This window comes from Streptomyces sp. NPDC050423, from assembly GCF_040655445.1.
GTDB lineage: Bacteria > Actinomycetota > Actinomycetes > Streptomycetales > Streptomycetaceae > Streptomyces.
In genome coordinates, this window is the sequence record NZ_JBFAJY010000018.1 from 30,001 (window position 1) to 52,048 (window position 22,048).

General features: G+C 71.0%; 22 protein-coding genes. 9 read left to right on the forward strand and 13 right to left on the reverse strand.

Translation table 11 applies throughout. From position 1 onward, the window contains the following. Window positions 1-10 precede the first annotated feature (10 nt). Complete coding sequence (locus tag AB0I52_RS15750) at window positions 11-1,549, reverse strand: endo-1,4-beta-xylanase (protein ID WP_363072807.1); 1,539 nt, start codon at window positions 1,547-1,549, stop codon at window positions 11-13. A gap of 885 nt (window positions 1,550-2,434) precedes the next feature. On the opposite strand from AB0I52_RS15750, the gene AB0I52_RS15755 reads away from it, so the two are divergent. Next, window positions 2,435-2,806, forward strand: coding sequence for an SSI family serine proteinase inhibitor (locus AB0I52_RS15755; RefSeq protein ID WP_363072809.1), 372 nt, complete (start codon window positions 2,435-2,437; stop codon window positions 2,804-2,806). Window positions 2,807-2,843: 37 nt separating this feature from the next. On the opposite strand, the gene AB0I52_RS15760 is transcribed toward AB0I52_RS15755, so the two are convergent. From AB0I52_RS15760 to AB0I52_RS15780, 5 genes are all read right to left on the reverse strand, one after another. Continuing rightward, entirely contained in the window at window positions 2,844-3,002 is a 159-nt protein-coding gene (locus AB0I52_RS15760; RefSeq protein WP_037778359.1) for a hypothetical protein, read from the reverse strand. 66 nt (window positions 3,003-3,068) lie between these two features. Then, window positions 3,069-4,019, reverse strand: a complete 951-nt coding sequence (locus tag AB0I52_RS15765) for a cytochrome c oxidase assembly protein (RefSeq protein ID WP_363072812.1) — start codon at window positions 4,017-4,019, stop codon at window positions 3,069-3,071. A 119-nt stretch (window positions 4,020-4,138) separates the two neighbouring features. Next, window positions 4,139-5,164, reverse strand: coding sequence for a 6-phosphofructokinase (locus AB0I52_RS15770; protein ID WP_123467798.1), 1,026 nt, complete (start codon window positions 5,162-5,164; stop codon window positions 4,139-4,141). 143 nt (window positions 5,165-5,307) lie between these two features. Next, complete coding sequence (locus tag AB0I52_RS15775; protein ID WP_024493336.1) at window positions 5,308-6,036, reverse strand: glutamine amidotransferase; 729 nt, start codon at window positions 6,034-6,036, stop codon at window positions 5,308-5,310. A 34-nt stretch (window positions 6,037-6,070) separates the two neighbouring features. Continuing rightward, window positions 6,071-7,309, reverse strand: a complete 1,239-nt coding sequence (locus AB0I52_RS15780) for a MurT ligase domain-containing protein (protein ID WP_073736190.1) — start codon at window positions 7,307-7,309, stop codon at window positions 6,071-6,073. 459 nt (window positions 7,310-7,768) lie between these two features. Here AB0I52_RS15780 and def point away from each other — a divergent pair, with 459 nt between their 5' ends. Next, a complete protein-coding gene (gene def, locus AB0I52_RS15785) occupies window positions 7,769-8,323 on the forward strand; it encodes a peptide deformylase (protein ID WP_363072815.1) in 555 nt (184 codons plus the stop codon). Window positions 8,324-8,372: 49 nt separating this feature from the next. On the opposite strand, the gene AB0I52_RS15790 is transcribed toward def, so the two are convergent. After that, complete coding sequence (locus AB0I52_RS15790; protein WP_363072817.1) at window positions 8,373-9,023, reverse strand: TetR family transcriptional regulator; 651 nt, start codon at window positions 9,021-9,023, stop codon at window positions 8,373-8,375. Between the two features lie 172 nt (window positions 9,024-9,195). On the opposite strand from AB0I52_RS15790, the gene AB0I52_RS15795 reads away from it, so the two are divergent. Both AB0I52_RS15795 and AB0I52_RS15800 read left to right on the forward strand, forming a co-directional pair. Continuing rightward, complete coding sequence (locus tag AB0I52_RS15795; RefSeq protein ID WP_363072819.1) at window positions 9,196-10,425, forward strand: acyl-CoA dehydrogenase family protein; 1,230 nt, start codon at window positions 9,196-9,198, stop codon at window positions 10,423-10,425. 152 nt (window positions 10,426-10,577) lie between these two features. Then, window positions 10,578-10,973 carry a hypothetical protein gene (locus AB0I52_RS15800; RefSeq protein WP_363072821.1) on the forward strand — a complete coding sequence of 132 codons (396 nt, stop codon included), beginning with the start codon at window positions 10,578-10,580 and terminating at the stop codon, window positions 10,971-10,973. Between the two features lie 54 nt (window positions 10,974-11,027). Here AB0I52_RS15800 and AB0I52_RS15805 read toward each other — a convergent pair whose 3' ends face one another. The 3 genes from AB0I52_RS15805 to AB0I52_RS15815 all read right to left on the reverse strand — a co-directional run bounded on the left by AB0I52_RS15805 (window position 11,028) and on the right by AB0I52_RS15815 (window position 12,801). Beyond that, entirely contained in the window at window positions 11,028-11,516 is a 489-nt protein-coding gene (locus AB0I52_RS15805; protein WP_363072823.1) for a glutathione peroxidase, read from the reverse strand. Window positions 11,517-11,654: 138 nt separating this feature from the next. Beyond that, window positions 11,655-12,215, reverse strand: coding sequence for a GNAT family N-acetyltransferase (locus AB0I52_RS15810; protein WP_363072825.1), 561 nt, complete (start codon window positions 12,213-12,215; stop codon window positions 11,655-11,657). A 13-nt stretch (window positions 12,216-12,228) separates the two neighbouring features. After that, a complete protein-coding gene (locus tag AB0I52_RS15815) occupies window positions 12,229-12,801 on the reverse strand; it encodes an XRE family transcriptional regulator (RefSeq protein WP_363072971.1) in 573 nt (190 codons plus the stop codon). Window positions 12,802-13,067: 266 nt separating this feature from the next. Here AB0I52_RS15815 and AB0I52_RS15820 point away from each other — a divergent pair, with 266 nt between their 5' ends. Both AB0I52_RS15820 and AB0I52_RS15825 read left to right on the forward strand, forming a co-directional pair. Then, window positions 13,068-13,400: a hypothetical protein gene (locus tag AB0I52_RS15820; protein ID WP_363072973.1), complete on the forward strand. Its 333-nt coding sequence runs from the start codon at window positions 13,068-13,070 to the stop codon at window positions 13,398-13,400. Window positions 13,401-13,465: 65 nt separating this feature from the next. Then, window positions 13,466-13,678 carry a DUF6011 domain-containing protein gene (locus AB0I52_RS15825; RefSeq protein WP_363072975.1) on the forward strand — a complete coding sequence of 71 codons (213 nt, stop codon included), beginning with the start codon at window positions 13,466-13,468 and terminating at the stop codon, window positions 13,676-13,678. A 29-nt stretch (window positions 13,679-13,707) separates the two neighbouring features. Here the strand turns inward: AB0I52_RS15825 and AB0I52_RS15830 are convergent, their stop codons facing one another. Further along, entirely contained in the window at window positions 13,708-14,589 is an 882-nt protein-coding gene (locus AB0I52_RS15830) for an acyl-CoA thioesterase II (RefSeq protein ID WP_363072827.1), read from the reverse strand. A 43-nt stretch (window positions 14,590-14,632) separates the two neighbouring features. Continuing rightward, window positions 14,633-17,146: a DUF3516 domain-containing protein gene (locus tag AB0I52_RS15835; RefSeq protein WP_363072829.1), complete on the reverse strand. Its 2,514-nt coding sequence runs from the start codon at window positions 17,144-17,146 to the stop codon at window positions 14,633-14,635. A 182-nt stretch (window positions 17,147-17,328) separates the two neighbouring features. On the opposite strand from AB0I52_RS15835, the gene AB0I52_RS15840 reads away from it, so the two are divergent. After that, on the forward strand, window positions 17,329-18,120 hold the full coding sequence (locus tag AB0I52_RS15840; RefSeq protein WP_363072831.1) for a metal-dependent hydrolase: 792 nt from the start codon (window positions 17,329-17,331) through the stop codon (window positions 18,118-18,120). A gap of 24 nt (window positions 18,121-18,144) precedes the next feature. Here the strand turns inward: AB0I52_RS15840 and AB0I52_RS15845 are convergent, their stop codons facing one another. Then, complete coding sequence (locus AB0I52_RS15845) at window positions 18,145-19,140, reverse strand: AsnC family transcriptional regulator (protein WP_363072833.1); 996 nt, start codon at window positions 19,138-19,140, stop codon at window positions 18,145-18,147. Between the two features lie 229 nt (window positions 19,141-19,369). Here AB0I52_RS15845 and AB0I52_RS15850 point away from each other — a divergent pair, with 229 nt between their 5' ends. Together AB0I52_RS15850 and AB0I52_RS15855 are read left to right on the forward strand one after the other, a co-directional pair. Beyond that, a complete protein-coding gene (locus AB0I52_RS15850; protein ID WP_363072835.1) occupies window positions 19,370-20,959 on the forward strand; it encodes a DHA2 family efflux MFS transporter permease subunit in 1,590 nt (529 codons plus the stop codon). A 211-nt stretch (window positions 20,960-21,170) separates the two neighbouring features. Next, the gene (locus AB0I52_RS15855) at window positions 21,171-22,043 is read left to right on the forward strand and encodes a methylenetetrahydrofolate reductase (protein ID WP_363072837.1); all 873 of its coding nucleotides are present in this window, start codon (window positions 21,171-21,173) and stop codon (window positions 22,041-22,043) included. The last annotated feature ends 5 nt before the right edge of the window (window positions 22,044-22,048 follow it).

Genomic DNA, 22,048 nt, shown 5'->3' on the forward strand with positions numbered 1-22,048 from the left:
GCGCCGGCGGTCAGGGCTCGATGCCCCGGGCGAGCTCGCCGTCGACGTAAGCGGCGATCTTCGCGGCGTCCGCGTACGAGGTGGCGTCGTCGTGGCTGTAGTCGTCCGACTCGTCGAAGTCCGACCAGTCCGCCTTGTTCAGGCGCAGCTGGATCTCGCCCGTGGAGGCGCCCGGCGCCAGAGTGCCGCCGGTGAAGCCCACTTCGAGGTAGTGGTCGGCGCCTGCCACCGGGGTGGCAGCGGCGACGACGCGGTGGGTCACGGTGGAGCAGTCGATCGGGGACCAGTCGCACCAACTGTTGTACGCGGAAGCCCCGTTGTCGCCCGTGAACCAGTACCGGACCGTCACAGGCGCGAGGCTGACCGCCGTGCCACCGGTGTTCACGAGTTGGAGGCCCGGCTTGATCTGGTTGTCGGTGGCCGAGCCGTCGCTGTTGCGGTAGAGCACCTTCAGCGCGCCCGGGTCGCCGCCCTCCCCGCCGCCGTCGTCCCCGCCGCCCAGTGCGGCCCGTACCGCCTCGTAAGCCGGCTTCGGCGCGAGGTTCTCGTCGTAGAGATTCGCCGCACCCTCACCGGGGAACGTGCCCGGGACCCAGGAGTACTTGTCCGTGTAGTCCCACACGGTGATGCCCACACAGCGCTCGACCGCCAGGCAGGCCTCGACGACCTGCTGGTAGTAGGAGGACTGGGTGGCCGTCCTGGCCGCTTCGGCGGGCAGTTGCATCCGCACGTCGAGCTCGGTGACGGCGACATCGAGACCGAGGCCGGCGAACCTCCGCATGTTCTCCCGCATTTTGTACGGGAAGCCGTACTGCACGGCCAGGTGCGCCTGCATCCCGACGCCGTCCAGCGGTACGCCCTCGTCGATCAGCTCGCTCACCAGGTCGTACATCGCATCGCTCTTCGCGCCGAGCCCCTCGATGTTGTAGTCGTTGAGGTAGAGCCGGGCGTCCGGGTCCGCGGCGTGCGCGGCACGCAGGGCGGTGGCGATGTAGTCGCTGCCCATGGCGGTGTGGAAGGGACTCGTGCGGAAGGTCCCGTCCTCGTTGAACGGTTCGTTCACCACGTCCCAGGCGGTGACCGCACCGCGGTAGTGCGTGACCTCCTCGGTGATGTGGTTCGTCATCGCCGCCTCCACCTGCGCCGACGGCAGCGCGCCGACCCAGCCGGGCAGTTGGCTGTGCCGGACGAGGGTGTGGCCGCGTACGGTCTGGCCGTGCTGCCGCGCGAAGTCGGTGACCACGTCCCCCTCGGCGAAGTCGAACCGGCCCTGGGCGGGCTCGGTGGTGTCCCACTTCATGGAGTTGCCCGGGGTGATCTGCCCGAACTCGGAGCCCAGGGTGGCCGCGTACGCGGCATCGGGCAGTTCGGGATTGTCGGTGGCGGAGCCGAAGTACTTGCCCTGGGCGGCGGCGAGTTCATGCAAAGTGCCCTGTTGGGCCGCGGCCGCAGGCCCGCCCACCAGGGTGGTGGCGAGGGCGAGGGCGCCGGCCGGAAGAGCCGGGAGCCCTCCGGTGCGGCTGTGCCTGCAGCGCTTCACCAAGCTCATGACAAACGCCTTCCTCTGCCGGGCAGCGCGGAACGGGCCGGGGAGCGCGGCTGCGCCCCGAACCGCCCGTCTCGTCACCCGGCATTGGGGGAGAGGGGAGGGGAGTGGAGTGTGCAAGTCTTGATTGTGGGAGCGCTCCCAAAGTGGCGTGGTGATAGGCACCTGTCAAGACTTAAATCACAACTGCCTTAAGAGCGCGTTAACTCGGCCACACGTCGAACGGGCCCTGTATGGCGCTTGGTTGACGGTTCCCGGACGAGGCTGTCGAACCCGGCGGCCGGCGTTCGCATTCGCGTCCGGGCGGCTGTGCGGAGCCTTCGACGGGGGCGAGTGGTGACGCTCTGGATAGATGCGTTCGGTGACCGAGGGTGTGCCTCTCGACGGGGGCGCGTCGGCGCCGGACTGCCCCGGAGGCCGCCGCGGTACGCCTGCGGACCGGGGGAGGGCGGTGCCGTGAGGTGAGCGGTAAACGGGGGAGACGCGCCTGCCAGGAGACGTGGCGACGCACGGCGACGGAGGGGCGACGCACGGCGAGGGAGAGTGTTTGTGTCGGGGGGCCGACACCTCATACACGTCCACCGCGTGCTCGGCTGCTGCGACGGAGAGTGACAGACGGCTGGCTTCGGCGCATGAGGGGCGAGAGGCCCGCGAGGCACCTCCGGGCGGGCCGTTCCCCGTACGCGAAGGTGTACGCGAAGGCCCACGCGACGTGTACGGGCGGTGCGGGCGGGCGGAGGCCGGTCATCCGTACTCCGGCCGGGCCCACCCGGTCGCCGGGAGGCGGTGCGTGCGGCGCGGCGGCTTGTCACGGCAGCGGCGCCGGGATGATCTGGCCGGGTCCGCAAGCCGCGGTCACCCCCTCACGCTCACCCCAGGAGCCCCGCCATGCGTGTGCGCGCCGTCCTCGCCATCGCCGCCCTGCTGCCCCTCGGCGCGGCCGTGCCCGCTGTGGCAGCCCCGGCACCGGACCGGGGAATCCTCCTGACCGTCTCCGGCGGCGAGAACACCTGGATCCGCGGGCTCGTCCTGAACTGCCCGCCCGGTCCCGAGGGCCGGCACCCCGACGCGGCCGGCGCCTGCGCGGCCCTCGACGAGGCGGACGGTGACTTCGACGCCCTCGCCGGTGATCCGCATCCGTGCACCTACGCGTACGACCCGGTGACCGTCACCGCCCGGGGCGGCGCCGTCGACTGGAAGCACACGTTCCGCAACGCGTGCGTGCTGGACGCGGCCACCGGCCCGGTGTTCCGCTTCTGAGCCCGCCGGGCCGGCCTGGGCCGGAGCCTCACCCGGCTCAGGTCTCGCGGGTGGCCACCATTCCGATCGTTATCAGCCCCAGCACCACCCAGCCGAACCAGAGCCAGCCGTTGCTCCCCAGCGCCACCGTGTAGCCGGTGACCGTCACCAGCGCTCCTACGGTGAGCACTCCCATGGTCTTCGTGGATCCGGACATGCGCGCACGCTCCTCGTCGGCCGCGCGGCCGTGACTGCCATCGTCACCCCGAAGGCATGTCCACCGCTACTGTCCGCGCGCCTGCAACGAGGCGAGATAGGCGTTGTACGCGTGAAGCTCCTGGTCCCCGTCGCGGTCCGCGGCGCGGTCCGAGCGCTTCGCGGTCCGCTGATCCGAGCGGTACCACTGGAAAACCAGGGCGAGCAGCACCAGCACCGACGGGATCTCGCTGAACGCCCAGGCGATCCCGCCCGCCGCGTTCTGGTCGGACAGGGCGTCGATGCCGAGGGAGGCCGACGGGTTCTTGTAGACCTCGACCATGGGCTGGGAGGCCATCATGAGCGCGATGCCGAAGAACGCGTGGAACGGCATCCCGGCGAACAGCTCCAGCATCCGCAGCAGATAACCCGGGCGGTGCGGCCCCGGATCGATGCCCATGATCGGCCAGAAGAAGACCAGGCCGACCGCGAGGAAGTGCAGCATCATCGCGAGGTGCCCGGCCGTCGAGCCCATCAGGTAGTCGAAGATCGGGGTGAAGTACAGGCCGTACAGGCTGGCGATGAAGAGCGGGATCGTGAACACCGGATGCGTGATGACCTTCATGTACCGGCTGTGCAGCAGCATCAGCAGCAGTTCACGCGGCCCCTTCCGGCCACGCGCCGCGACCGGCAGCGCACGCAGCGCGAGCGTCATGGGTGCGCCCAGCAGCAGCAGGATCGGTGACAGCATGCTGATCACCATGTGCTGCACCATGTGCACGCTGAACATGACCATGCCGTAGTCGTTGAGCTTGGTACACATCACCAGGGCGATGCTCAGCACACCGATGACGAAGAAGACGATCCGGTTGACCGGCCATCCGTCCCCGCGCCTGCGCAGCCGCAGCACCGCGTACCCGTAAAGGACCACGGCGAGCACGCAGCCGATCAGGAAGATCGGGTCCGCGGAGAACTGGAGCCCGCGTCCCAGCGTGAACGGCGGCAGATCCATGTTCATGCCGTGCCCGCTGTGATCCATCTGTTCACTCCTGATGGGGGCGCCGGGACGTCCCCGTTTCGTGCCGGTTGTCCCGACCAGAGTAGAACTGCCCCCGGCCGCGGTTGCGGCCGGGGGCAGTCCTCAGGTGGTGGTGCCGCTCAGAGCACACACTCGGCCTCGGCGTACCGCTCGGCCGGGACCGTCTTCAGGGTCTCCACCGCGTCCGCGAGCGGGACCATGGTGATGTCCGTGCCGCGCAGCGCCGTCATCATGCCGAACTCGCCGCGGTGCGCCGCCTCCACCGCGTGCCAGCCGAAGCGGGTCGCCAGGACCCGGTCGTACGCGGTCGGCGTCCCACCGCGCTGCACATGGCCGAGGATCACCGGGCGGGCCTCCTTGCCGAGGCGCTGCTCCAGCTCGATGGAGAGCTGGGTGGCCACGCCCGCGAAGCGCTCGTGACCGTAGACGTCCTTGACGCCCGACTCGAACTCCATGGAGCCCGCCCGCGGCTTCGCGCCCTCGGCGACCACGACGATCGCGAACTTCTTGCCGGCCGAGAAGCGCCGGCCGACCAGCTCGGTCAGCTCGTCGATGTCGAAGGGCCGCTCGGGGACGACGATGGCGTGCGCGCCGGCCGCCATGCCCGAGTGCAGGGCGATCCAGCCGGTGTGACGGCCCATGACCTCGACGATCATGACCCGCTGGTGGGACTCGGCGGTGGTCTTCAGCCGGTCGAGGGCCTCGGTGGCCACGCCCACTGCGGTGTCGAAGCCGAAGGTCACGTCGGTGGAGGCGATGTCGTTGTCGATGGTCTTCGGTACGCCGACGATCGGCAGCCCCGCCTCGGACAGGAGGCTGGCCGCCTTGAGGGTGCCCTCGCCGCCGATCGGGATGATCGCGTCGAGGCCGAGGTCGGCCACGTGGCCCCTGGCCTGTTCCACGCCACCGCGCAGGTGCGCGGGCTGGACCCGGGAGGATCCGAGGATCGTGCCGCCGCGGGCGAGGATGCCGCCGACCGCGTCGAGGTCGAGCTTGCGGTAGTCGCACTCCAGGAGGCCCCGCCACCCGTCGTGGAAGCCGATGACCTCGTCACCGTGGTCGACCACCGCGCGGTGGACGACGGAACGGATGACCGCATTGAGGCCGGGGCAGTCGCCGCCGGAGGTGAGCACACCAATTCGCATTGCCCGGGAAACCTTTGCAACGTGGACCGACGGCCGGACCACGTCGTCCGGCTGGAATCCCGCCACCCTACCGGCGCAGGGTGGCGGGACCGAACCCGGCGTCCGCCTGCTGGACTCCGCTCAGCTGAGCGGATTTCGCCTCATCAGACGGGCTGTGTCGCCGACGCGATCCGCTCGGCGCGCAGCGCCTCGTACCAGCGGTCGTCGGTCGGCGGCAGCGCGTTCACATCGAGCGCCAGCTTCAGCAGCAGGTCGGCGATCAGCGGGTTGCGCGCCATCACGGGCCCGTGCATGTACGTACCGAAGACGGTGTCGTTGTACGCGCCCTCCGTGCCGTCCCCGGTGCCGTTGCCCCGGCCGAACTGCACCCGGGCGAACGGGCGTGCCGTCGGACCGAGATGGGTGACGCCCTGGTGGTTCTCGAAACCGGTCAGCGGCGGCAGCCCGAGGTGTGGGTCGATGTCCCCGAGCACGTCGCCGACGCAGCGGTCGCCCTCGCCGCGGGTGGAGACCACGTCGAGCAGTCCGAGGCCCTGCTCGCGCTCGCCCAGGTCGTTGACGAACTCGTGGCCGAGGATCTGGTAGCCGGCGCAGACCGAGAAGATGATCGCGCCGTTGGACGCGGCCCGGCTCAGACCGCCGTCGCGGCGCAGCCGCTCCGCGGCGAGCCGCTGCGGACGGTCCTCACCGCCGCCGATCAGGTAGATGTCGCCCGACGTGGGAACCGGCTGGTCGCTGCGTACGTCGACGCGCGACACGTCGAGACCGCGCTGACGGGCCCTGCGCTCCACCACCAGAGCGTTGCCCTGGTCGCCGTAGGTGCTCAGCAGGTCCGGGTAGACCCACACCAGCCGCAGGCTGTTGTTGCTCATGCTTCGTCCTCTCCGGAGGGGGCCGGGGCCGGGGTCAGTTGCCGACACGACGGCGCAGATCCTGGAAGGCGGTGTAGTTGGCGATGACCTCGATGCGGCCGGGAGGTGCCTGCTGCACGGCCTCGTCGAGGTTCTCGCAGACCCGGAAGTCGAGACCGGCCACTTCGAGCCGGACCGCGAGGTCCAGCTTGCGGTCGCCGAGCACGAAGATCGGGTGACCCGCGAGCTGGGTGTAGTCGACGTCCCACAGCCAGGAGGTGTCCGTGCCGTCGGCGCCGCGGGCGTTGACGGAGAGGATCACCGGGGTGGGCGGCGGATCGATCAGCGAGAAGGTCTCCAGCCAGCCCGCCGGGTTCTTCGCCAGCAGGAGACGCAGCTCACGGTTGAGGAAGGTGACCACGTCGTAGCGGCCGGCGACGGCCTGCACGTGGTACATCCGCTCCAGGGCGACCTGGGGCGGCACTCCGAAGACGGCTGCCACGGCGGCCGAACTGGTGGCGTTGGCCTTGTTGGCGCGGCCGGGAAGCTGGAGGTGGATCGGCCAGGCCGAGCCGTGCGGGTCCAGCACGTAGTCACCGTGCAGCACCCAGCTGGGGGGCGGGCGGCGGAAACCGCACTCGCCGCAGAACCAGTCGTCGCCGGGGCGCTGCATCACACCGCCGCAGGACGGGCAGGACCAGGCGTCGTCCTTCCACGCCTGTCCGGCCGCGACCCACACCACGTTGGGGGAGGAGGAAGCGGCCCAGACGATCAGCGGGTCGTCGGCGTTGGCGATGATCACGGCCTTCGAGCCGGACAGCCCCTCGCGCCACTTCTCGGCGAGCATCCGGGTCTCCGCGGCCCGGTCCAACTGGTCGCGGGAGAGGTTGAGCAGCGCGATCACCTTGGGCGTCGTGTCGCGGGCGACCCCGGCGAGGTACTTCTCGTCCACCTCGATCACGCCGTACTGCGCGTCCGAGCCGCCGGCCAGGGCCGAGGTGATGCCCGCGGGCATGTTGGCGCCGAGCGCGTTCGACACGACCGGGCCGGCGGCCCGCAGTGCCTCGGCGATCAGCCGGGTCGTGGTCGTCTTGCCGTTCGTCGCCGACACCAGGATCACGTCCAGGTGCTGTGCCAGCCGCCCGAGCAGGTCGGGGTCGAGCTTGAGCGCCACCCGGCCGCCGATCACCGATCCGCTGCCCCGCCCGGCTGCCCGCGACACCGCCGCAGCGGCCTTGCCCGCCGTCACGGCCAGCTTGGCCCGCGGCGACAACGGCTCCGTGTTGCCTGCCATCGTCCTAGATCCTCCTTGCATCGGTCCGCGCCCAGCCTATCGATGTCCGGCGCGGCGGAGGCACGGCGGCACCGCTCGGGACGTGGAGTTCCGGTGGAATGTGGGGTGGGTGAAGTGACACCATGCCGAAAAACCCGCGGTCACGCAGCTCAAGAGGGGCGTGGTTCCTCGCGGGCGGGACCTCGGCCGTGTCCGGTCCGGTGTGATGCCGGACGGAGCCGGGAGGGTCTGACTCCTCATCATGCTCTCACTGCCCGCGCCCGCTCCCCGCGGCGCGGGGGTGCCCGTGGGGCTCGTCCGTCGCCCGCCGGGCGGGGAAATGAGCAGGGCGGCAGCTCTGCACCGATGCCGGCGTGACCGAGGTCACGCCGTCCCCGGCCGCGGGTGCCGGCGGTCCCACCTCGGTGCAGCCGTCCCGCGGGCGGCGGCCGTGTGTTCGACGTTCCCGCGGACCGTACGATGACCGCCATGCGAAACCGCCCGATCCCCGGCAGTTCCGGACGTGTCCGGGCCATGAGTCTGCTCGGCGACCCCGTGCTGCACGGCGCCTGCGAACCGGTCACGGACTTCGGTCCCTCGCTCGCCCGGCTGGTCGAGGACATGTACGCCACGATGTACGCGGCGCAGGGTGTCGGGCTGGCGGCCAATCAGGTCGGCGTGCCGCTGCGGGTGTTCGTCTACGACTGCCCCGACGACGAGGACGTCCGGCACCTGGGGCACCTCGTCAACCCGACGCTCGTCGAGGCCGACGGCATCACGGTACGGGGCCCGGAGGGCTGTCTCTCGCTGCCGGGCATCGAGGCCGGCACGCCCCGCTTCGACCACGCCGTCGTCGAGGGGGTCACGGTCGAGGGGGAGCCGGTCCGGGTCAGCGGCACCGGCTTCTTCGCCCGCTGCCTCCAGCACGAGTGCGACCACCTCGACGGCACCGTCTACACCGACCGGCTGACCGGGCTGCGCCGGACACGCGCCCTGCGCGCGGCCCGCCGGGCGCCCTGGGGGCGTTCCGGCTGACCGGGCGGCGTCCGGGGGCTCAGAACTCGGAGGCTCGGAACCCGGGGGCTCAGAACCCGGGGCCGCCGGGGCGGTCGTCCACCGCGGACAGCCGGCCCCACAGCAGATCGGCCAGGCTGCTCACCAACTGGGCCCGTGTGCAGGGCCGTTCACCCAGCCACCAGTCGCCCGCCGCGTGCATCATGCCGACGATTCCGTGGCCCCAGATCCGGGCCATGACCTGGCTGTCCGGCCCGAGGTCCACCCGCTCGGCGATGACCGCGGCGAGCTCCTCGCCGAGGCGGCGCAGCAGCGGGGCCGAGTGGCGTCCCACGTCGAAGCCCTGCTCGGGCGAGGGCGCCGCGTCGTCGGACGGATGCATCAGGAACCGGTAGACCTGCGGACGGGCCTCGATCGCGGCGAGGTAGGTGTCGAGTGTCGCCTCGACCCGGGCGCGGCGGTCGGCGGGGGCGTCGAGCGCCGCCCGCAGTGCGCTGAGCAGCGCGTCGGTGTGCCGCTTGGCCAGGGCGCGGTAGAGACCGCCCTTGTCGCCGAAGTGCCGGTAGAGAATGGGCTTGGTGATCCCGGCCTCCGCCGCGATGGCGTTCATCGAGGCCCCCGGGCCGTCCCTGAGCACCACGCGGTCGGCGGCCTCGAGCAGCTCACGGCGGCGGCGCTCGGCCGCGGTCCGCTGTCGCTCGGCCTGTCGTGTGGTCTCCATGCTGTTTCTCCCACCCCTGGCCGTGCATGTCCGTCCTGCCTGCGCAACGTAACACCCTGTCCAGCGGTGCGCGGATCTGCGGCTGACCGGTTGACAGAGGCTACTTGCCGGTAACAGACTGTTGTTACCGCAAGTAACGAATGGTTTTTCACGGCAGTACGTGGAGGGAAAAATGGCCGAGTTCACGCTCGAGCTCAACGACGACCAGAAGCAGGTCCGTGACTGGCTTCACGGCTTCGCCGCGGATGTGATCCGTCCGGCCGCTTCGGAGTGGGACGAGCGTGAGGAAACGCCCTGGCCCGTCATTCAGGAGGCGGCCAAGGTCGGCATCTACTCCCTGGACTTCTACGCCCAGCAGTTCTTCGACCCGACCGGGCTCGGCATCCCGATGGCGATGGAGGAGCTGTTCTGGGGCGACGCGGGCATCGCCCTGTCGATCGTCGGCACGGGTCTGGCGGCCGTCGGGGTCCTCGCCAACGGCACCGAGGAGCAGATCGGCACCTGGATCCCGCAGATGTACGGCGACGCCAGTGATGTGAAGGTCGCCGCCTTCTGCTCCTCCGAGCCCGACGCCGGCTCCGACGTCGCCTCGATGCGCACCCGCGCCGTGTACGACCAGGCCAAGGACGAGTGGGTACTCAACGGCACCAAGACCTGGGCGACCAACGGCGGCATCGCCAACGTCCACGTCGTGGTCGCGGTCGTCGACGCCGAGGTCGGTTCGAAGGGGCACGCCTCCTTCATCGTGCCGCCGGGCACCCCCGGGCTCTCCCAGGGCCAGAAGTTCAAGAAACACGGCATCCGGGCCTCGCACACCGCCGAGGTCGTCCTGGAGGACGTGCGCGTCCCGGGTCACTGCCTGCTCGGCGGCAAGGAGAAGCTCGACCAGCGCCTCGCGCGGGCCCACGAGCGCGCCGCCTCCGGCGGTGGCGAGCGGGTGAAGAACGCCGCGATGGCCACGTTCGAGGCGTCCCGTCCGGCCGTCGGCGCGATGGCGGTGGGCACCGCCCGTGCCGCGTACGAGGTCGCGCTCGACTACGCGAAGACCCGGACCCAGTTCGGCCGCCCGATCATCGACAACCAGGGCATCGCCTTCCAGCTCGCCGACATGCGCACCCGGATCGACGCGGCCCGGCTGCTGGTCTGGCGCGCGTCCTGGATGGCGGCCGCCGGCAAGCCGTTCGAGTCCGCCGAGGGGTCCATGTCCAAGCTGTACGCGAGCGAGACCGCCAAGGAGGTCACCGCGCAGGCCATCCAGATCCTCGGCGGCAACGGCTTCACCCGTGAGTACCCGGTGGAGCGGATGCACCGGGACGCCGCGATCTACACGATCTTCGAGGGCACGAGCGAGATCCAGCGCCTGGTGATCGCCCGCACGCTGTCCGGGATGCCCATCCGCTGACATCCGGGCCCGGCCCGCACGTCCCGGCCCCCGCTCCTGCCGCACCGGCGGGAGCGGGGGCCGGCCGGTGTCATGGGCGGATGGTGTGCACCTGCCATTCGGCTGTAGATTCCCCGTGAAGATCGTGCCCGGTCGATGGAGGGGAACCACCCATGCTGAAGTTCACCGCAGGGCGCGTCCTGGCCGCTGCCGCCGCGTTCGGGCTCGTCGTCGCCGCACAGGGCACGGCGTCCGCCGCGCCGAAGACGATCGAGGCGACCTTCGGCGGGTACGGCGCGTGGAACCCCGACCCCTACAGCGGCATCCCCGGCGACTCGATCCGCGCCTGCGACACGGCCGCGGACGGCTGGGGCATAGAGGTCAAGCTCGACATCGGCCGTGACGGGACCTGGGACCGGACCGTGAGCACGCGCGGTCACAACTCCCCCTACTGCAGCCCGTGGAAGAGCGGCAACATCAAGGAAGGCACCCCCGTGAGCATTCAGGTGGCCAATGTGGACGGCGGGGTCACCTACCCCAAGGGCTCGCTCCTGCTCAGCCACGCATGAGCGCCGTCGGGCGACCGGCGACGGTCCGGTCGCGGGTCACCCGACAGCTTCCGCTCAGGCGGGGAGCTGGGCCTCGATCGCGGCGACGAGCTCCGGGGACTCCGGCTCGGTGGCGGGACGGAGCCGGGCGACCGGCTCGCCCGCCGGGGAGACCAGGAACTTCTCGAAGTTCCACTTGACGTCACCGGCTTCGCCGTCCGCGTCCGCGAGCTGGGTCAGTTCCGCGTAGAGCGGGTGCCGGCCCGCGCCGTTGACGTCCGTCTTCTCCAGTAGCGGGAAACTCACCCCGTACGTCGCCGAGCAGAACGCCTGGATCTCCTCCGAACTCCCGGGCTCCTGGCCGGCGAACTGGTTGCACGGCACGCCGAGGACGGTGAACCCCCGGTCCCCGTAAGTCTTCTGGAGCCTCTCCAGGCCGGCGTACTGCGGGGTCAGTCCGCACTTGGAGGCAACGTTCACCAGCAGGACGGCCTGGCCCCGGTAGGCGCCCAGGGTGGTCGGCTCACCGGTCAGGGTGTGGAGCGGGATGTCGTACAGCGTCATGAGGGTCTCCTCGTAAGTGGCTTGCACAATCATTCTTACGCCCACAGGTCCCCACTTATGCCCACAGGTTCATCGGGACGAAGCCGACCGCACGGCCGTCCGGATCCAGCAGCCGGTTCAGCCGGCGGCTCGCGGTGTTCACCGAGACGGGCTCGCCGCCCCAGCCGGCGCGGGTCCGGCCGGGCCGACCGCCTTGTAGTAGAAGGTGGTCGGCTTCAGGACCCCCGCCGGGTCGCCGGCGTAGCCCGGGACGGAGCCGCACTCGGTCCAGCCCGCGGAGCGGTAGAGCCGCTCCGCGGGGCTGCCGCTCTCGGTGTCCAGGACGAGCAGCGTGACGCCGTTCCCGGCCGCCGAGCGTTCGACCGCGTCCAGCAGCGACCGGCCCAGACCCCGGCCCTGCGCCGACGGACGGACCATCAGCTTGGCGACCTCCGCGCGGTGGCGGGCGTTCGGCAGCGGTGCCCGCACCAGAGTGATGGTCCCGGCGATCCGCTCACCGTCCCGGGCGATCCAGATCTGCTGGTGCCCGGCCGCCACGGACGCGGCGCGCTCCCGCCACCAGTCGGCGGCCGTGCCCCGGTCCATCGGCGCGAGGAACCCCACAGAGGCTCCCGCGTCCACGGTCTCCACCAGGAGCGCGGCCAGCTCATCGGCGTACGTGACCAGTTCGGGTCCGGACACCGGGACGATCTCGGTCATGCGGGAGGTCCTTTCACGGCAGAACGATCATCAGTGCGTAACGGACCCTCGCCGGGCCCGGACAGTGGAATCGCGAAGGGCCGCGCAGCCGGAACCGCAGGCAGTCGCCGGTGCGGACGGTGTGCACGGTGTCGTCCAAGGTGATCTCGACCGTTCCCTCCAGGACCCAGATGTGCTGCTCCAGGCCGGGGACGGGCGGGTTCTCGTACGCGATCGCGGCACCCGCGCCGAGCACCCCCTCGACGACCTCCGCGCGCAGTCCGGCATGAGGCGGCGAGACCGAACGGCGCACGAAGCCGGACTCCTCGTCCCGCCACACCGGCTGGCGCCCGGCGGGCACCAGCCGCGGTGGCTCCGCCTCCACCTCCAGCAGCAGCCGCGACATGGTCCGCCCGTGGACGGTGCACAGCCGGCCGAGCAGGGCGGCGGTCGGGCTCAGCTCGCCGCGTTCCAGCCGCGAGAGCGTCGAGCGGCTCACCCCCGTACGGTGCGCCAGCTCCTCCAGCGACCAGCCGCGCTCGGCGCGGAGTTCGCCCAGCCGTGCCGCGAGCCTGGCGTCGACGGTGCCCGGCTCGGCGTTCTCCATCTCTCTCACAGGAGAGATGATATCTCTGCACCGAGAGAATCCGGCCCAGGCTTCCGTCCGCGGATCCGCCGTGCTGCCGGTCGGGTGCTGTCGTGCCACGCTGGGGACCGGGGGAGGCCCGGCCGGGCCAGTCGGGCCCCGCCGGGTGGCTCTGCTACCCGAGGAGGCCGATATGGCCGGCACGGGCAGCCAACCGCGAGCGGCACACAGCACCGCCACGGCACCACCCCTTCCTGGCGGGCTGGACCGTCTTCGCCGCGGTTCTGATGCTCTTCGGCGGGATCATGGCGATCTTCCAGGGGATCGCGGCCATCGCCAAGGACGACGTCTTCGTCTCCACCCGCAACTACGTCTTCCAGTTCAACCTGACCAGCTGGGGCTGGATCCACCTCGTCCTGGGCATCGTCCTCGCCGGCCTCGCGCTGTTCACCGGATCCGCATGGGCGCGCGCCGTCGGCATCGTGCTGGCCGGACTCGGGGCGCTCACCAACTTCATGTGGCTGCCCCACTATCCGCTGTGGTCCATCGTGCTCATCGCCATCGATGTCTTCATCATCTGGGCGCTGTGCGCGGGACCCCGGAGGGTGGAGGACTTCTGACGGCGCGCGATTCAGCGCGAGCACCGGGATCCTGGGAGGATCGCGGGGTGGAGTCCTTCGAAGCGCTGCCCGCGGCCGACGCCGAACCGCTGCCCGGTACCACCGCGGCCACCGGCCGCCGCCAGGTGCGGTGTCGGCTGTGCGGGCGCCCGCTCACCGGTACGGCCTCGCGTCGCACCGGCCTCGGCCCCGCCTGCGACGCCAAGCTGCACCCGGCGCCGCCCGACATCCGCACCCGCCGACGCGTGGCCGAGCAGGACCCGCTGCCCGGCACCTGAGCCGTCAGGCGGCTTCGGCACCCGAGCTGTCAGGAAGGCTGCTCGCCCAGCCGCCGGAACAGTCCCTCCTGCACCACCGAGACCAGCAGATTCCCGCCGCGGTCGTAGATCCGGCCGCGCGCCAGACCGCGCCCGCCCGTCGCCACCGGCGACTCCTGGTCGTACAGGAACCACTCGTCGGCCCGGAACGGACGGTGAAACCACATCGCATGATCCAGGGAGGCGAGGTCGAAGCCCCGCGGCCCCCACAGCGGCTCCACCGGGATCCGTACCGCGTCCAGCAGCGTCATGTCGCTCGCGTACGTCAGCGCACAGGTATGGATGAGCGGGTCGTCGCCGAGCGGGCCGACCGCTCGCATCCAGACCGCGCTGCGCGGGTCCGCGTCCCTGATCTCCTCCTGCGTCCAGCGCAGCCGGTCGACATAGCGGATGTCGAACGGCTGGCGCCGCGCCATCCGCTCCAGCGCCTCGGGAAGCGCGCCGAGATGGTCGCGGACCTCCTCGGCCACCGTCGGCAGCTCCTCCGGGTCCGGGACCACGCGCGGCGGCGGCTGCTGGTGCTCGATGCCCGCCGCCTCGGGGCGGTGGAAGGACGCCGTCAGATTGAAGATGGTGCGCCCCTGCTGGACGGCCGTCACCCGGCGGGTGGTGAAGGACCGGCCGTCCCTGACCCGCTCGACGTCATAGACGATCGGCACCCCGGGACGGCCCGGACGCAGGAAGTAGGCGTGCAGCGAATGGACCGGCCGGTCCCCGTCGGTGGTGCGGCCGGCCGCCACCAGTGCCTGCCCGGCCACCTGCCCGCCGAAGACCCGCTGGAGGGACTCGTGCGGGCTGCGGCCGCGGAAGATGTTGACCTCGATCCGTTCCAGGTCGAGCAGGTCGACCAGGCGCTCGGCGGGGTTCGTCATGCTGTTCGTCTCCACTCTCGCGGCGCCGTCGGTACGGACGCGCTCACAACTGACCCACGGAGGTGACGCGGACCACCGCCCGGCCCTCCTCGTCGGACGCGGCGAGATCGACCTCGGCGCTGATGCCCCAGTCGTGGTCGCCGTTCGGGTCGGCGAACGTCTGCCTGACCCGCCACAGACCGTGCTCGGCGTCCTCGTCGATCTTCAGCAGCTTCGGCCCGCGGGCGTCCGGACCGGTGCCCAGCTCCTCGTACTCGTCCCAGTACTTGTCCATCGCCTCGCCCCACGCGTCCTCGTCCCAGCCCGCGCCGCCGTCCAGCTCGCCGAGATCGCGGACCCGGTCCAGCGCGGCCAGCTCGACCCGGCGGAACATCGCGTTGCGGACCAGCACCCGGAAGGCGCGGGCGTTGGCCGTGACCGGCTTGACCTCGTCGGCCCGCTCCTGCGCCTGTTCGGCCGTCTCCACCTCGGGATTGGCGAGCTGCTCCCACTCGTCGAGCAGGCTGGAGTCGACCTGGCGGACCATCTCGCCGAGCCAGGCGATGAGGTCCTCCAGGTCCTCGGACTTGATGTCGTCCGGGATGGTGTGTTCCAGCGCCTTGTACGCGCCCGCGAGATACCGCAGCACGATGCCCTCGGTCCGGGCCAGCTCGTAGTTCGAGGTGAACTCCGTGAAGGTCATGGCGCGTTCGTACATGTCGCGGACCACCGTCTTGGGCGATACCGGGTGGTCACCCACCCACGGGTGGCTCTGGCGGTAGACGTCGTACGCGTGCCACAGCAGCTCGCTCAGCGGTTTCGGGTACGTGACGTCCTGGAGGAGCTCCATCCGCTCCTCGTACTCGATGCCGTCGGCCTTCATCTGCCCGACCGCCTCACCGCGCGCCTTGTTCTGCTGGGCGGCGAGGATCTGACGCGGGTCGTCGAGCGTCGACTCCACCACCGAGACCATGTCCAGCGCGTACGAGGGCGAGTCGGCGTCCAGCAGCTCGAACGCGGCGAGCGCGAACGTGGACAGTGGCTGGTTCAGCGCGAAGTTCTGCTGGAGGTCGACGGTGAGCCGCACGATGCGGCCCTCCGCGTCCGGGGTTTCGAGCCGCTCCACCACGCCGCCGTCCAGCAGCGAGCGGTAGATGGCGATCGCCTGGCGGATGTGGCGCAGCTGCGCCCTGCGCGGCTCGTGGTTGTCCTCCAGCAGGTGGCGCATCGCCTCGAAGGCGTTGCCGGGACGTGCGATGACCGACAGCAGCATGGTGTGCGTGACCCGGAAACGCGAGGTCAGCGGCTCCGGATCGGACTGGATCAGCTTGTCGAACGTCGTCTCCGACCAGGACACGAAGCCTTCGGGCGCCTTCTTGCGGACGACCTTGCGCTTCTTCTTGGGGTCGTCGCCGGCTTTCTTGACCAGCTTCTCGTTCTCGACGACGTGCTCGGGGGCCTGGGCGACGACGAAGCCCGCCGTGTCGAAGCCCGCCCGCCCGGCCCGGCCGGCGATCTGGTGGAACTCACGGGCCCGCAGCGTACGCACCCGGGTGCCGTCGTACTTGGTGAGTGCGGTGAACAGCACCGTGCGGATGGGGACGTTGACGCCCACGCCGAGCGTGTCCGTACCGCAGATCACCTTCAGCAGCCCCGCCTGCGCGAGCTTCTCCACGAGCCGGCGGTACTTCGGCAGCATCCCGGCGTGGTGCACACCGATGCCGTGCCGTACGTAACGCGAGAGGTTCTGGCCGAACTTGGTGGTGAAGCGGAAGCCGCCGATGAGATCGGCGATCTTCTCCTTCTCCTCCTTGGTGCACATGTTGATGCTCATCAGCGACTGCGCCCGCTCGACGGCCGACGCCTGCGTGAAGTGCACGATGTAGACGGGCGACTGCCGGGTGTCCAGGAGCTCGGTGATCGTCTCGGTGATCGGCGTCAGCCGGTACTCGTAACTGAGCGGGACCGGACGCGTCGCCGAGCGCACCACGGAGGTGGGCCGGCCGGTGCGGCGGGTCAGGTCCTCCTCGAACATCCTGACGTCGCCGAGGGTGGCCGACATCAGGATGAACTGGGCCTGCGGCAGTTCCAGGATCGGGATCTGCCAGGCCCAGCCGCGGTCCTGCTCCGCGTAGAAGTGGAACTCGTCCATCACGACCTGGCCGATGTCCGCGTACTTCCCGTCACGCAGCGCGATGGAGGCCAGCACCTCGGCGGTGCAGCAGATCACCGGGGCGTCGGCGTTGACCGAGGCGTCGCCGGTGAGCATGCCGACGTTCTCCGTGCCGAACATCTTGCACAGGTCGAAGAACTTCTCGGAGACCAGCGCCTTGATCGGCGCGGTGTAGAAGGTGACCTTGTCCTGGGCCAGGGCCGTGAAGTGCGCACCGGCCGCGACCAGGCTCTTTCCGGAGCCGGTGGGGGTGGAAAGGATCACATTGGCCCCGGAGACCACCTCGATCAGCGCCTCTTCCTGAGCGGGATAGAGGGTGATGCCCTGTGTCTCGGTCCATGACGAGAATGCCTCGAAGAGGGCGTCGGGGTCGTCGGTCGGGGGCAGCTGATCGATTAGGGTCACGCCCCCATCTTGCCTGCCTTCCGCCCGGATGAGGGAACCGGAGGACCGCACGAAGATCACGGACGATACGCTGCCCTCTCAACTCGGCCACGCCACAACGACGGTGGCCCGAGCCCGGACACGGCGACACCTGTCAACTCTTTGTCAATAACTGGTCAATACCTACGGGGGCGGAAACAGCCATGATGGGACCGGCACACTCTCTGTCAGGGGCGGCGGCCTGGCTGGGGGTGGGCGCGGCTGCGGCAGCCGCGGGCCACACCATGCCGTGGCCCGTCCTGGTCGTCGGCGCACTGATCTCCGCGGGCGCCGCGCTGGCGCCCGACCTGGACCACAAGTCGGCGACGATCTCGCGCGCCTTCGGGCCGGTCTCCCGAGGCCTCTGCGACATAGTCGACACGCTCTCGCACGCCGTCTACAAGGCGACCAAGATGCGGGGCGACTCGAACCGCAACGGCGGCCACCGGACCCTGACCCACACCTGGCTGTGGGCGGTCCTGATCGGTGCCGGGGCCTCCGCCGCGGCGTTCACCGGCGGCCGGTGGGCGGTGCTGGGCATCCTCTTCGTCCACCTGGTGCTGGCCGTCGAGGGGCTGCTGTGGCGGGCCGCCCGGATGTCCAGTGACGTCCTGGTGTGGCTGCTCGGCGCGACCAGCGCGTGGATCCTGGCGGGCGTCCTGGACAAGCCGGGCAACGGTTCGGACTGGCTCTTCAACGCCCCCGGCCAGGAGTACCTCTGGCTGGGGCTGCCGATCGTGCTGGGCGCTCTCGTCCACGACATCGGCGATGCGCTGACCGTCTCCGGCTGCCCGATCCTCTGGCCGATCCCGGTGGGCCGCAAGCGCTGGTACCCGATCGGCCCGCCGAAGGCCATGCGCTTCCGGGCCGGCAGCTGGGTGGAACTCAAGGTGCTGATGCCGGTGTTCATGGTGCTCGGGGGAGTCGGCGGCGCGGCTGCGATGAACCTCATCTGAGGTGCCCCGCACCCGGCTCCCGCGCTACCCGGGTGCCGGATGCACCAGCCGGCCGTGGGAGATCAGGGAGGCGGCCTGCTTGAGGCGGCGGACCCGGATGCTGACCCCGTAGGAGTCGATGCCGGGCACGGCCGCGAGGCGGGTGGTCAGATAGCGGTAGAAGTCCTCGCTGTCGCGGCAGGTGACGATGGCCATCACGTTGTGGTCGCCGCTGGTGGCACCGGCGAACGCGACCTCCTCGTGCCGGGCGATCTCGTGCCCGGCCCGTTCCAGGTGGGCGGGTGCGACGCGCAGCCGGAGCGTCGCGTTGAGGTGGTGGCCGAGGCGTTCGGGCAGCAGGTCGATGTCGTACGAGAGCGTGCCGGACGACTCCAGGGACTCCAGACGGCGGGCGACGCGGCCCTTGGACCAGCCGGTGAGCCCGGCGAGCTGCGTGTGCGAGGTACGGCCGTCCTCGGCGAGGGCGTCGAGGAGCGGGCCGTCCTCGGCGGTCGGGGACAGCAGAGGGCCGGCCGGGGCGGGGGACGGGCCGCCGGTCAGCTCCTGTTCCTGCTCGGGGGTGAGGTGTCCGCCGTAGCCGGTCCACCCGGCCGCGCCCGGACTCTCGAAGGCGTGGATGAGCAGATCGATGCTCATGTCGAGCACGGCGGCGGACCTGGGCAGCTGCTGGAGCAGCATGTCCTCGCGCGGGGCGTCGAGCGGTGAGCGGATGACGCAGATGATCTCCGAGCCGCCGGAGGCGATGCTCGCGTAGGCGATGTCGGGGCGCCGGGTGAGGGCGTCGGCGAGCGGGCCGACCCGGTCGGGGCGGCAGCGGATGCGCGCGACCCACTGCGCCTCCCCGTGCACGGCGGGATCGACCAGGCCCACCACGCGCATCACACCACTGCGGCGCAGCGCGTGATAGCGGCGGGCCGCGGTCTGCTCCGACACCCCGTTCACTTCGCCGATGAGCCGGAACGGGGCACGCGGCGCGCACTGGAGTGTGCGGAGGATTTGCGTGTCCAGGGAGTCGATCACGGTGGAAGTGTGCCATGCGTTCGGAGTCCGCAGAGGTTTTTGATCAATTCGAGCAGCGTCCTCGTTGGTTCCGCCCGGGGTCGCTGATGCTGGCGTGCGGGTCCGTCCCCGCCCCGCCTTCCACCTGCGCATCGGTGCTCGGCGCCGTACGGGACACCGGCGCCCGGAGCGGACCGAACCCCCTGCTGGACATCGATCGCGGCGCGCTGCGCCGCAAAGGAGTGCATCCGTGAACGTCACATCCTCGGCGAGCGGGCCGGCCGACCGGCGGGCTGCCACGCTCGCCATGGCCTGCCTGGGCGTATTCGTCGCCTACTTGCCGGTGACCACCGTCTCCGTGAGCCTGCCGGCCATCCAGGCGGCACTGGGCGCGTCGACGGCCCAGCTGTCGTGGGTCCAGGACGCGTTCGTCCTGCCCATGGCCGCGTTCATCCTGACCACCGGCGTGTTCGGCGAGGTCCACGGACGCAAGAAGGTGTTCCTGGCGGGCCTGCTGTTCTCCGCCGTCGGTGCCGCCGTCGCGCTGACCGCCCAGTCGATCCAGATGCTGTGGGCCGGCCAGGCCGTCGCCGGACTCGGTGCGGCCGCGCTGCTGCCCACCACACTGGCCCTGATCAGCCACGCCGTGCCCGACCACCGGGAGCGCGGCAAGTTCATCGGCCTCTGGGCCACCTCGCTCCTGCTGGCGCTCGCCGTCGGTCCGCTGATCGCCGGAGTCATCCTGGAACACGCCGCCTGGCGGTGGATCTACCTCCTGGTCATCCCCGTCTCGCTGGTCGCGACCGGGGTCGCCGCCCGGCTGCTGACCGACTCGCGTGCCCCGCACGGGCGGCGGCTGGACTGGCCGGGCCAGATCACCGCCGCGTCGGCGATCACCGCCCTGGTGTACGGCGTGATCGAGGGCGGCGCCGGTTCGTTCACCGACGCCCCGGTTCTGGTGGCGCTGCTCATCGCCGTGGCCGGCGCCGTCGCCTTCGTCCTGGCCGAGCGGCGCAGCGACAGCCCGATGCTGGACCTGACGCTGTTCCGCAGCCCGGCGTTCACCGCCACCACGCTCGTCGCGATGATCACCTTCCTGGCCCTGATCGGCTTCTTCTTCCTCCTGAGTCTCTACTTCGGCCTGGTGCAGCAGCTCGACACCCTCCAGGCGGGCCGGCGTCTGCTCATGGTCACCGGGGCCGCCATCGTCGCCGGCGCTCCCGTCGGGCGGCTGATGCACCGCGTGTCCGCCCGCGTCCTGATCACTGCCGGACTGCTCGTCGTCTCCGGCTCACTGCTCGCGCTGACCACCATCGACGCGGACACGTCGTTCGCCTCCATCGCCTGGCGGCTGGCGCTGCTGGGCCTGGGGATGGGCGGAGTCCTGACACCCATGACAGCCACCGCGGTCGCCGCCGTGCCTCCCCACCTGGCCGGTATGGCCGCGGCCGGGAACAACGCCTTCCGGCAGGTCGGCGGGGCACTCGGCCCGGCCGTCCTGGGGGCCCTCCTCACCGCCCGTGCCCTGGACACCTTCCCCGCGCACCTCGCCGACGCCGGGATCACGGGAGCGGCCGGGCAGAGCATCGCCGAGACCGCCCGAGCGGGTGGTCTCGGCGCGGTCGCCCAGCTGAACCTGGGCGCCGGCACCGGTCAGGCCCTGGGCGCGGTGGGCGACGCCTTCCTCGACGGCCTGCGCCTGTGTCTGGTCATCGCCGCCGCTCTCACGCTGCTCGCCGCCCTGGTCTCCGTGACACTCCTGCGCCGCCCGCGCAGGACGTCCACCGTCGCGGCCTCCTCCACCGGCGCGCCGGCCGCCGCGCAGGCCCACGCGGGCTGAAGGACGGTTGTGTCCCGGCAGCGCCCCCGCGTGCCGCCGGGACACAGCCCCCGCGCACCGCCGGGACACAGCCCCCGCGCACCGCCGGGACACAGCCCCCGCGCACCGCCGGGACACAGCCCCCGCGTGCCGCCGGGGGACCCCCGCGCCCTGATCCCGCCCCCTACCGGCAAACTGTGGTCAAGGGAGAACCACACGGACAAGGAACACCATGGATTCGCTCTCCACGGCCTCTGCCTCAGCCGTCGCCGCGCTGCTGGAAGACTTCTCCCTGGAGATGACGGGCAAGGACGTCCCCCGGCTCGAAGAGGCCCGCGACCGCATCCCGGCCGGCACCCGGATCAACATCACCTTCCTCGGCAACGAGGACCTGGGCCTGCGGCTGGCCGCGGCCCGCGCCGTCCGGCGGCTCGGGTACACCCCGGTCCCGCACATATCGGCGCGCCGGCTGCGCTCCCGCTCGGAACTGGAGGAACTCCTCGCCGCGCTCCGCTCCGACGGCACGGCCGACAACGTCCTCGTCATCGGCGGAGACCCCACCACACCCCACGGCCCCTACGACGACGCCCTCGCGCTCATCCGGTCCGGGCTCCTCCAGTCGTACGGCGTCCGGCACGTCGGCATCGGCGGCTACCCCGAGGGGCACCCCGCCATCGCCGGCCCGGCGCTCTGGTCGGCGATCGAGGACAAGACCACCGCCCTTGCCCGGCTGGGACTGTCCGGCGACGTCATCACCCAGTTCGGCTTCGACGCGGACCCGGTCCTCGCCTGGGTCGAGTCCGTACGGAAACGGGGCATCGACGCACCGGTGCGCGTCGGGGTCCCCGGCCCCGCCGGGATCAAGCGGCTGATGACGTACGCCGCGCGCTTCGGCGTCGGCACGAGCGCGTCCATCGCGAAGAAGTACGGGTTCTCGCTCACCAACCTGATGGGCACGGCCGGCCCCGACCGCTTCATCCGGGCCCTCGCCGAGGGCTACGACGCCCGCCGCCACGGGGCCCTCAAGCTGCACTTCTACACCTTCGGCGGGATCGGGGCCACGTCGCGGTGGGTCACCGAATTCCGTACCGGGCAAGGTAATTGACGCCC